The following is a 9,420-nucleotide window of genomic DNA, read 5'->3' as shown; positions in this document are numbered from 1 at the left end:
CAATGGATCAACGCTTTGAATCAATGGACAAACACTTTGAATCAATGGACAAACGTCTAAGTGAATTGTGTGACGGACAATCGATTATGAACCACCGGATCGGAAACTTGGAAACGGCTCAAATTGAAACGAATGTCCGCCTATCAAAGATTGAAGCCGCTCAAGATAAGACTACGAAAGCGCTCATGACTATTGTGGAATTATTTAATGAACATTCCAAGTGAGGATTTGTTATTTGCTTTTATCCATCATACTGGTGTTTTGTTGACTCCTCAAGAAAGATTACTTCACGTTAATTACTCCCGATGATCGTCCGACGAATCCAAGTAAAATAGATTCATTTCTCTTATTTTCAATGAATGAGGCGGGTCCATACACGTCTATGCCTGCCATATTTTGCATCACCTATTAATGCTTAAAACTTGAAATACCAAAAACGACCTTCAAACCTTGTCCAATAAGAAAAATTGCTACTTTTAAACACAGAACTGTCAATTAAAATAAGTAAAAACACCAACATAGAGGGAATCCACCATATCAGTTCATACCACTTGTGAATAAAATTCATCTTTTCAATCCTGCTAATAATTAAGAAAATTATAACAAAAAGCATGGAAATGAAATAGTTTCGATTCTTGGTCATTTTCTGTGAAACATCAATGGTTTGGGAGCGTGAAAAAATCGTGAATACCTATGAGAATTGTCTTTTTAACGCCATTCGTTGAGGCTTTAGATTGAATTTACCCACCCTTGTCTTGCTGGAAAAGGGGCCGCTGCATGTATTTCGGGTGGGTGATCATAATAATCGTGGGAGGTGATCCGCTTTGGCAAAAGATGTACTGTGCGAAGTAAACAACTGCACGTTCTGGGATGAAGGAAACCACTGTTCCGCAAACGCGATTTATGTGGTGAGTCACAAAGGAAACCAAGCATCAAAAACCGAAGAAACCGACTGCAAAACGTTTAAACCGGAACACTCGAAAGTTCATCACTAATGGCATGTTGAATGAGGCGGGAGCGCGGATGCTCTCGCCTCATTCGTTTAACGGTTTATCCATATTGAACCACTTCATGCCGCCGTGCTCGGATGCGGCGATGCCTTGGTTGGTGTAGCCGTTCTTCTCGTAAAAAGGGATAAGAAATTGGCGGCAGGTAAGGGTCACCGTCAAGCGATCTTTTTCACGGGCTTTATCCTCCAATGCGCGCAGGAGCTGGGAGGCAATGCCTTTTCCTTGGCAATTCGGCGCGACGACAAGTCCGAGGATGCTCTGATAGCCGCCGCGATCCGGATTGGGTATGGTTTGTTCAAACAGGTCATCGGTAATATGCGGCATGGAAATGACCGGTCCGTTGACGTAGCCAATGATTTGATTCATTTCTTCAGCGACGAGGAACGTGTCGGGGATGGTTTCAATACGGGTGATGAATGCTTGCTTGGTTGCGGCTTCTTCCGGAGTAAAACCGCTGTTTTCCAGTTCGATGAGCTGCGCTAAATCTGATTTGCGGACTTTTCTGATCTTCATGACGTTTCTTGTCTCCTTTAGGTGTTTTCGGAAGTGCTGCATGCGCAAGGGCGATTGGCGAACCGTCACCAGGCATACGTTTAATGGCCGGATTCTTGACGAAAGAGATCAATAAATCGCTTTGCTTTTTTCGTTAAGTAGCTGTCTTTCAGCCAGATGATGCCAACCTCCGACCGAGCCGTGATATCCGGCAGCTCGAACATGTCGATGTCGGCGATGGAAAAGGCGGTCAGAACAGATTTCGGTAAAATCGTGACGCCGATTCCGGCTGTGACGAGTGCAATGGTTATCGATACACTGGAACATTCACAGATGATATTCGGTTTAAAGCCGAGGCGGAGGCATTCGTTTACGATTTTTTCATTGAGTTGAACCGTCTTATCGCTTTTTAGAGCGATCAGTGGTGTCGCTGCCAAATCTTTCAGACGAAAATGAGATTTGGCTTGCTGCCATTTTCGATTCTTAGGGACGATCATCACAAACGGATCGGACGGCAGATGCAACGTCTCGTATTTGGCGTGATCATCGTTTGATTCAAACGGCAGGCGTGTGACGACGAGTTCAATACTGCGGTCGGCCAAATAGTCGCCCAAAACAACATGGTCTCCTTCGAGAATTTTGAAGGTGACGTGCGGATAGCGGTCTCGAAAACAGGCGATTTTCTCAGGAAGAAGGGAGGCGCATGAAAAGACAGAACCGATATTGAGCCGTCCTTGAAGGCCCATGTCGATTTCTTTGACTTCTGTGATGGTGTCGTCCATTTGCCGAAGCATATCTTTTGCATGTTTCTGCAGGGTTTCGCCGGCTTCAGTCAGGCGCATCCGCTTGCCTTGTCGGTCAAACAAGGCGACGCCGAGCTCTTCTTCAATCAATTTCAGCTGCCTGCTGAGCGGTGGCTGTTCTATAGATAATTTTTTCGCGGCACGCGTAATTTGTCCTTCTTTGGCAATCGCCAAAAAGTAGCGGAGCTGTCTCAAGTCCATGTTCCTTCACCTTCTTATGTATACTTAAAAGGTATGTTAACGAGATAAAACAGATAGTTAATGTATGGTTAAACGAATGATATCATAAAAGAAACGAATCGAGAAGGGGGGACGCTGCATGGAAAAGCATCGCATCTTTGTAACGGTTAAGAACGAGCCGGGCATACTGGCAAAGGTATCGCAACTCTTTGGCCAATTCGGACTAAATATTGATGCCTTAACCGTTGACGCCAACAAAAAAGTATGCACCTCAAAAATGAAAATTACGCTGCAATCGGAACCACCGCTCATTGAGCACGTGATCCAGCAACTAAGCAGTCTTGCTGACGTGCTTCAAGTGAACGTTGCCCGACATGCTGCCCGCAGCAGCCTGAGTGCCGTTCTTTCAAAACGCGGAGTCGCTTTTTGGCTGGTGGCCTACAGCTTGTTTATCACGCTGCTCGGCACTAATATCCCATCACCGCTGCTGGCCTTGTATCGCGCCCAATGGCATTTATCCGTCGGCATGGTGACGTTGCTGTTTGCCAGTTACGCCATTGTGGTCATCCCGACGATCATTCTTTCCGGGCAACTGTCGGATCAAATCGGACGCAAAAAACTGCTGATCCCCGGCGTGTTCTTCACCGTTGTCGGTTCACTTCTTTTTGCCTTTTCCACAAATTTTGCGCTGCTGCTTGTGTCACGTATTTTTCAAGGGATTTCTGTTGGCATGCTGAACGGGGTGGCCGTTGCCGCTCTGACCGAACTCGATCCGAAACAAAACCGGATTAAAGCCGCATTTGTCGGCTCGATGGCCGTAACGATCGGCAACGCATTGGGTCCGGTTTTATCCGGGTTACTTGGCGAATATGCACCGCATCCAATGAAGCTTGCTTACTTTGTGCATATGTTCCTCGCCATTCCCGGTTTTCTCGGCCTTTTCTATATGCGTGAAAAAGTAAGGCGGCCGGAGGCGATTCGGATCCATCGTCCGGCGGTACCGCGTGAACTTTTCGGCCGTTTTTATCTCTCCGGCATCACTTCATTCATCGCTTGGTCGCTGATGAGCTTGATGCTGTCGATTATTCCCAGTTACACCGAACAGCTTGTCGGCAGCGCCAACCTGGCTGTTGCCGGCGCAATTGTTGCCCTTGTGCTCAGTGTGTCCACGATCAGTCAAATCGTCTTGAAAAATTTACCGCTTCAGCGCTTATCGCTTGTCGGTTTTGCAGTGACTCTGCTCGGTCTTGCTTCGCTCATTGTGACGCTTGAAACAAAATCGCTTGTCTTTCTCTTTTTAACGACACTGTTGATTGGTTTCGGCCATGGTCCGACCTTTGCCGGCAGCCTTGCGCTGACCAATCATATTTCCCCGGATGCTTCGCGCGGCGACATTATTGCTTCGTTTTACGTCGTCACGTATCTCGGCGTTAGCCTGCCGATCCTTGGCCTCGGATTTGCCGCGCGTTGGGTCGGCTTGAACAATGCCGTATTCATTTATAGCGCACTCATGATGGTTCTGATCTTAATCAGCATGTACTTCTGGATCATCGATGCCCGTAAAGCACGTAGCGTCAACTGAGTATTAATAAAAAACGGTCGCCCCGCTCAATCATGAGCGGACGACCGTTTGCTTTAGGTGCGCCGGTGTTTGCGAACGGCGAAATAGCGGAGCATTAAGGAAAGAAAAAGGTAGCTCAGAATCACAAAGGAGAGATAGTTGATCCAAAAGCGGTGCAATTGAATGAGATGCATCGCCGCCAATCCTTGCTGGATCCCCATAACAATCAGAATGGTGAAGGCCAGCATAAAGAAAAGCTGAATGTAGCGTTTCAAAGTGAATCCTCCTTTTTGGATACGTAGCGGCATGTCCTGACCGATCGCTCTGCAGGCCACCTGTTTTGCTTCCGGCAAGGTGGTTACCCCGAATGTATCCGTACATACCGCTTCGGCAAGCCGGTGCATGCCGGCTGCCTGAAGTGGCCGATCCATCGTAAGAAACGTTTGATCCGTGATGCCACTGAACCGGTTGACGTTCTTGCTGGTGTAGCAGCTGGTCAAGAGTACATAGCTTTTTCCACGATAATCACCAGGGAGGGGTTCCCCTTTTTTCGTGAAGCGGACGAGCTGAGGACGGAAGCAGTCAAGAAAATGCTTCATCAACCCGGATACGTCGCCCCAGTAAGTGGGTGAAGCGAGCACGAGACCATCTGCCTGCTTGAGCTGCGCGTCCAGCTGTGCCATGGCGTCACGTGCCTCAGAATCTTCCGGATTCATGCTTAACCGATAGTCATTTAAATCGATTGTATCGATGCGGCAGCCGCGCTGGCGTGCACCGTCGAGAACAGCATCCAGCATTTGCGCGGTCACGCCGTTGCGATTCTCTGTACCGAGAATGCCGATTATTGTTGGTGTCATGATTGTTCAGGTGCTTCTTTCTCGTCAAGATAATGCAGCAAAACGCGCGCATGGTTGCAGTTGGGATCCTTCGCCGCATAAAGCAGCGTCACATTTTGCGTGCGGTTCCAGTCAAGCAGCTGGCGCACGGCCTGCTGTTTCTCCGCATCCTCAGACAATTCGCGCCGGTATGCTTGCGCAAATGCTGCAAAGCGCTCCGGTTTGTGATTGAACTGTGTGCGAAGCTCGGGACTTGGCGCGACATTTTTCATCCACTCATCGAGCTGCGCCTTGGCTTTCGATACACCTCTTGGCCACAAACGGTCGATGAGAACGCGCAAACCATCGTCATCCTGAACGGATTCATAGATTCGTTTAATTTTTCGTTTCACATGCATCACCTGTAGGGTCAAAAGGGTTTGTCTGATACAAGTATCGATTCTGTAGGACATCCTTCATAGGCATCCTCTAAATCTATTAATAATTCTTCAGGAACCGGCTGGATCCCTTTATTTCCGTCAATGATTGAAAAAGCGAGCCCTTGATCATCGTAGTTGAAGATGTCCGGAGCAGCCATCTCACACGCACCGCAGGAAATGCAGGTATCCTTATCGACACGTGTGTATTGATGTTGTTTTTCTTCCAAAGCAGTCACTTCCTTGTTCTTGATGCGAATTAGCAGCCGCCTACCGGACCGGCGGCGGATTTCACGAGTACCACATCACTGTCTTCTTCGGCACTGAGCGAATGGAGCTCTTGCGCGTTCAAATGGACAAGCTTGCCCGGTACCAGATGTTCCGATTGTCCGGAAGCGGTGAAGACGATTGCGCCGCGAACGGGGATGACCGTTACGGCTGCGTCACCGCCATGGTGTTCGGGAATGCTTTGGCCTTTTTTCAAGGAGAGGTGCATCACGGTCTGGTATTCATCATGATACAGTCGTTCTTTTAAAGCGGAATGAGTTTCACATGTAAGCAGTTGCACTGAAAACGCCCCTTTATCATTAAATGGATGGTTTATTGTTTAATTGAGAATTTGTATCACCTATACTATATAATAATGTTGGCAAACGAAACATGATCGAGATCAAGTTTGTGTGAATGGAGAGCAAATGACCGCAGTGCGGCGGATTCGTTTTGCGGTTAAAGTGCTGGCAAGGCGAGGGAGCCAGGTCGCGCGTTTGGCGCATGCCGGCGGGTCAATGATAAAAGGGGGGGACATTGATGTCTGTTTTAAAAGCAACCGGTTGGTTTCAGAATTTTACCGATGAGCAGCTGAGGGAGATCGCGTCATTTGGACGGATAAAACGGATTGAGGATAAAAAACTGCTCTTTGTTCAAGGGGAACCATTAACCGATTACTTTTTTGTTGTCGATGGTCTGGTCCATGCGTACCATCAGAATAAAGAAGGAAAAAGGTGGATCGCCAGCCTGTTTGCAAGCGGCGATTTGTTCCCGCATGTCGGTTTGGCGGATGATGAAAGTCATTATCCGGCTAATGGCGGAACGATTACGCCATGCCTGCTGCTCGTCATCAGTCGGACGAACATGCAAAAATTGATGCTTCGTTACCCCGTGCTTGAACGTCGCCTGACCGAATTTCTCGCAAAGAAAAGCCGGGAACTGATGAATCGCTATGCCGATTCGGTGCTTGAACCAGCACTGAATCAGCTTTTGTCCCTACTGAAACGTCTGGCAAGCACCTCAGGAACGCCGGCTTCCAGCGGCTGGACCTTGATCCGTCATGCGATGACCGAGCAGGATATGGCCGGATATCTCGGCGTAACGCCTGAAACCGTCAGCCGTCTGCTCAATCGGCTGTATCGTGAAAAACGCGCCAAATCAGCCGGACGCGGCAAAATTTACATTGATTTGGAGCGATGCTGATTAACAGGGCGTTAACTTTTGCGGAATTCGCTTTAACTTTGAGTAGATTCGCTTTAAGAATTGGGCGATTCGCTTTAACTATGGCGGATTTCGCTTTAACCTCGGGATGGTCGTCTTTTTCGTCCCGAATAAATGCGTCATTTTTTCATGAAGTGCTTGCCATTATTCCAGAACAGCGCCTATAATCAAGGAGTTGCACGTTTGGCAGAGTTCGAAACCCTCCTCTGCCTTACCAAAAAAACTACGGGAGTGATAACCATGAACGCACCGCAACATGTATCAACTCAATCATCTGTTTTTATCCCCTTTAAGCTGATCGTTCTGGCGATGGTGTTTGTCACCTGCTTGATCGCAGCCAATCTTGTGGCCGCAAAGCTTTTCTCTGTTGGCGGCCTTTCCATGACCTCGGGTATTATCATCTATCCGCTGACTTTTCTCGTGCTTGACAGTATTACCGAATGTTGGGGCAAATCGATTGCTCAGAAAATCGTCTGGATCGGGTTGCTCGCCAATTTGCTTTTTATTGTTTTGCTGCAGGCAGCGATTCATCTTCCACCGGCGCCATTTTGGAAAAATGAGGCAGCTTTTTCTGAGATTCTCGGTGCAATGCCGCGCACCGTCATTGCCTCGCTGTGCGGCTACAGCATTTCGCAAACGCTGGATATTGCCATTTTTACCGGACTGAAAAAGCGCACGCAGGGCAAAATGCTCTGGCTGCGCAGTTTATTAAGTACAGCAATCAGCCAGCTGGCCGACTCGACCGTTTTTATGTTTGTCGGGTTTACCGGCATTCTGCCCGTTACCGCGATTCTGTCAACGATCGGTAGCGAATACGTGCTTAAATTCGGTTACGCGGTTGTTGGCGTACCGCTGATTTACCTCATTGTTCACTGGATTCGCAGCAGAGCAGCTCATACGGATTATGGGCTTAGCAAAGAATGAAAGGGGCCGATACCATGGACCGATCCAAGGAAGATTTAACCCTGCTTGGCAATAAAGGGACAAAATATAGCTTTGACTATGATCCGGGATTGCTGGAAAGCTTCCAGAATGCGCACCCGGACCGTGACTACTTTGTAAAATTTAATTTTCCGGAATTCACCAGTCTCTGCCCGATTACCCATCAGCCGGATTTCGCAACGCTTCATATCAGCTATGTTCCGGCGGTACGGATGGTGGAAAGCAAGTCGCTGAAACTGTACCTGTTCAGTTTTCGCAATCACGGCGATTTCCACGAAGACTGTATGAATAAAATTGCCGATGACCTGATTCATCTCATGGATCCGAAATATCTCGAAGTCTGGGGGAAATTTACCCCACGCGGCGGCATCAGCATTGATCCGTATGTCAACTATGGCAAGCCGGGCACGCGCTGGGAACAGGTCGCCTTTGAGCGGCTGAGCCGCCATGATATGTATCCGGAAAAAATTGATAACCGATAAAAAGGAGGCATCCGCCAATGAAAAAACGTGCGGTTGTTGTTTTAAGCGGCGGTCTCGACAGCACCACCTGTATGGGCGTCGCCAAAGAGCAAGGTTACGAGCTCTGGCCGATGACGTTCAGCTATGGGCAGCGTCACGACCGGGAAGTGGAACAGGCGCGAAAGATTGCCGACTATTTTCAAGTCAACACGCATCGCATTGTTAATCTGGACTTTTTCAAGCAGCTGGGCGGCAGTGCATTAACCGATCAACAGCTGGATGTGCCGCAAAATGAAGAAAATCCGGGCATCCCGATTACTTACGTGCCGGCGCGCAACATGATTTTTCTGGCGCTGGCCTCCGCATATGCCGAAGTGATTGGCGCATCGGCCGTGTTCACCGGTGTCTCGTCGGTCGACTACAGCGGCTATCCCGACTGTCGGCCGGAATTTATTGAAAGTATGGCCAAAACCGTCAATCTGGCCACGCGTGCCGGCGTCACCGATCACAAAATTTCTATTGAAACACCACTGATGCACTTGACGAAAGCGGAAACCATTCGCCTCGGCACGCGGCTGCACGTCCCTTATGAACGGACGACCTCGTGCTATAATGGCGGCGATAAAGCCTGCGGGACTTGCGACAGCTGCCGGCTGCGTATTAAAGGGTTTCAAGAAGCCGGTCTCGTCGATCCGATTGACTATGCAATTCCGATCGATTGGTCCCGTGAATAACGTTTCAATAAAACTGTCTTGTTCGTCCTACCGGCGTTCAAGACAGTTTTTTTTAGAAAAAATTTTTAAAAATCTTTACATTTCGGCATCTTCCTTGTCAGTATTGATCAAATCTATACGGCTCCAACCCGCATGCTCGCTTGCGGAAAAAGAGAATTCGAAAAGAATGGTTCGGGTCGCATGTTCATCAATCGACTATGCTACAATGAAAAAAATAGTAGAGGAGCGTGCCCCGATGAACCAAGCGTTACTTGTTATTGATGCTCAGCAAGCGCTGATTGACGGCGATGCCGGCGAACCCGGCGTTGGCAATAAAGAAATCCTGCTTCAAAAGATTAATGCAGTGATTGAAAAAGCCGTTCAAGAAAATGTGAACATCGTCTTCGTTCGTGACACAAGTGTTGCCGGAGGAGAGGGACCAGGCTTCGAGGTGCATCCGGCGATCCGTAGACCGGAAGGCGCAGCCTTTTTCAAAAAGAGCGCGACAAGCGCTTTTT

At 48.5% G+C, this 9,420-nt stretch carries 14 protein-coding genes; 8 read left to right on the top strand and 6 right to left on the bottom strand.

Going from position 1 to position 9,420, the window contains the following annotated elements; translation table 11 throughout:
* Both SIN01_RS15105 and SIN01_RS12670 read left to right on the top strand, forming a co-directional pair.
* Positions 1–224: hypothetical protein (locus tag SIN01_RS15105; protein ID WP_218027783.1), on the top strand; the 224-nt coding region annotated here is incomplete at its 5' end.
* 600 nt (positions 225–824) lie between these two features.
* Complete coding sequence (locus SIN01_RS12670; protein WP_010027073.1) at positions 825–995, top strand: DUF1540 domain-containing protein; 171 nt, start codon at positions 825–827, stop codon at positions 993–995.
* Between the two features lie 39 nt (positions 996–1,034).
* On the opposite strand, the gene SIN01_RS12665 is transcribed toward SIN01_RS12670, so the two are convergent.
* Together SIN01_RS12665 and SIN01_RS12660 are read right to left on the bottom strand one after the other, a co-directional pair.
* Entirely contained in the window at positions 1,035–1,523 is a 489-nt protein-coding gene (locus SIN01_RS12665; RefSeq protein ID WP_010027072.1) for a GNAT family N-acetyltransferase, read from the bottom strand.
* Between the two features lie 80 nt (positions 1,524–1,603).
* Positions 1,604–2,506, bottom strand: a complete 903-nt coding sequence (locus tag SIN01_RS12660; RefSeq protein WP_010027071.1) for a LysR family transcriptional regulator — start codon at positions 2,504–2,506, stop codon at positions 1,604–1,606.
* A 118-nt stretch (positions 2,507–2,624) separates the two neighbouring features.
* Here SIN01_RS12660 and SIN01_RS12655 point away from each other — a divergent pair, with 118 nt between their 5' ends.
* A complete protein-coding gene (locus SIN01_RS12655; RefSeq protein WP_010027070.1) occupies positions 2,625–4,067 on the top strand; it encodes an MFS transporter in 1,443 nt (480 codons plus the stop codon).
* Between the two features lie 53 nt (positions 4,068–4,120).
* Here the strand turns inward: SIN01_RS12655 and SIN01_RS12650 are convergent, their stop codons facing one another.
* The 4 genes from SIN01_RS12650 to SIN01_RS12635 are packed head-to-tail and all read right to left on the bottom strand — an operon-like array spanning position 4,121 to position 5,866.
* Positions 4,121–4,903 carry a flavodoxin family protein gene (locus tag SIN01_RS12650; protein WP_010027069.1) on the bottom strand — a complete coding sequence of 261 codons (783 nt, stop codon included), beginning with the start codon at positions 4,901–4,903 and terminating at the stop codon, positions 4,121–4,123.
* Positions 4,900–5,280 (bottom strand): DUF488 domain-containing protein, encoded by a 381-nt coding sequence (locus tag SIN01_RS12645; protein WP_028976945.1) that lies wholly within the window; start codon positions 5,278–5,280, stop codon positions 4,900–4,902. Before SIN01_RS12645 ends, SIN01_RS12650 begins: the two co-directional genes overlap by 4 nt.
* 11 nt (positions 5,281–5,291) lie before the next feature.
* On the bottom strand, positions 5,292–5,528 hold the full coding sequence (locus SIN01_RS12640) for a ferredoxin (RefSeq protein WP_010027065.1): 237 nt from the start codon (positions 5,526–5,528) through the stop codon (positions 5,292–5,294).
* A gap of 29 nt (positions 5,529–5,557) precedes the next feature.
* Positions 5,558–5,866 (bottom strand): cupin domain-containing protein, encoded by a 309-nt coding sequence (locus SIN01_RS12635; RefSeq protein WP_010027064.1) that lies wholly within the window; start codon positions 5,864–5,866, stop codon positions 5,558–5,560.
* 239 nt (positions 5,867–6,105) lie between these two features.
* Here SIN01_RS12635 and SIN01_RS12630 point away from each other — a divergent pair, with 239 nt between their 5' ends.
* The 5 genes from SIN01_RS12630 to SIN01_RS12610 all read left to right on the top strand — a co-directional run.
* Complete coding sequence (locus tag SIN01_RS12630) at positions 6,106–6,768, top strand: Crp/Fnr family transcriptional regulator (protein ID WP_010027063.1); 663 nt, start codon at positions 6,106–6,108, stop codon at positions 6,766–6,768.
* A gap of 258 nt (positions 6,769–7,026) precedes the next feature.
* Positions 7,027–7,710: a queuosine precursor transporter gene (locus tag SIN01_RS12625; RefSeq protein ID WP_010027062.1), complete on the top strand. Its 684-nt coding sequence runs from the start codon at positions 7,027–7,029 to the stop codon at positions 7,708–7,710.
* 14 nt (positions 7,711–7,724) lie between these two features.
* Positions 7,725–8,210, top strand: coding sequence for a preQ(1) synthase (gene queF, locus SIN01_RS12620; RefSeq protein ID WP_084688917.1), 486 nt, complete (start codon positions 7,725–7,727; stop codon positions 8,208–8,210).
* A 17-nt stretch (positions 8,211–8,227) separates the two neighbouring features.
* On the top strand, positions 8,228–8,923 hold the full coding sequence (gene queC / locus SIN01_RS12615) for a 7-cyano-7-deazaguanine synthase QueC (protein ID WP_010027059.1): 696 nt from the start codon (positions 8,228–8,230) through the stop codon (positions 8,921–8,923).
* 235 nt (positions 8,924–9,158) lie between these two features.
* Positions 9,159–9,420 (top strand): isochorismatase family protein (locus SIN01_RS12610; protein WP_141306112.1); only part of this gene is annotated, 262 nt, incomplete at its 3' end.

This window comes from Sporolactobacillus inulinus (assembly GCF_006539285.1).
Classification (GTDB): Bacteria; Bacillota; Bacilli; order Bacillales; family Sporolactobacillaceae; genus Sporolactobacillus; species Sporolactobacillus inulinus.
The sequence above is the reverse complement of the archived record's forward strand: the minus strand, read 5'-3'. Positions and strand labels throughout refer to the sequence as shown.

Bases quoted from the DNA above. Each gene is read 5' to 3' on its own strand.
- SIN01_RS12665 (WP_010027072.1), bottom strand. From the start codon at position 1,523: ATGAAGATCAGAAAAGTCCGCAAATCAGATTTAGCGCAGCTCATCGAA.
- SIN01_RS12660 (WP_010027071.1), bottom strand. From the start codon at position 2,506: ATGGACTTGAGACAGCTCCGCTACTTTTTGGCGATTGCCAAAGAAGGA.
- SIN01_RS12655 (WP_010027070.1), top strand. From the start codon at position 2,625: ATGGAAAAGCATCGCATCTTTGTAACGGTTAAGAACGAGCCGGGCATA.
- SIN01_RS12650 (WP_010027069.1), bottom strand. From the start codon at position 4,903: ATGACACCAACAATAATCGGCATTCTCGGTACAGAGAATCGCAACGGC.
- SIN01_RS12645 (WP_028976945.1), bottom strand. From the start codon at position 5,280: ATGCATGTGAAACGAAAAATTAAACGAATCTATGAATCCGTTCAGGAT.
- SIN01_RS12630 (WP_010027063.1), top strand. From the start codon at position 6,106: ATGTCTGTTTTAAAAGCAACCGGTTGGTTTCAGAATTTTACCGATGAG.
- SIN01_RS12625 (WP_010027062.1), top strand. From the start codon at position 7,027: ATGAACGCACCGCAACATGTATCAACTCAATCATCTGTTTTTATCCCC.
- queF (WP_084688917.1), top strand. From the start codon at position 7,725: ATGGACCGATCCAAGGAAGATTTAACCCTGCTTGGCAATAAAGGGACA.
- queC (WP_010027059.1), top strand. From the start codon at position 8,228: ATGAAAAAACGTGCGGTTGTTGTTTTAAGCGGCGGTCTCGACAGCACC.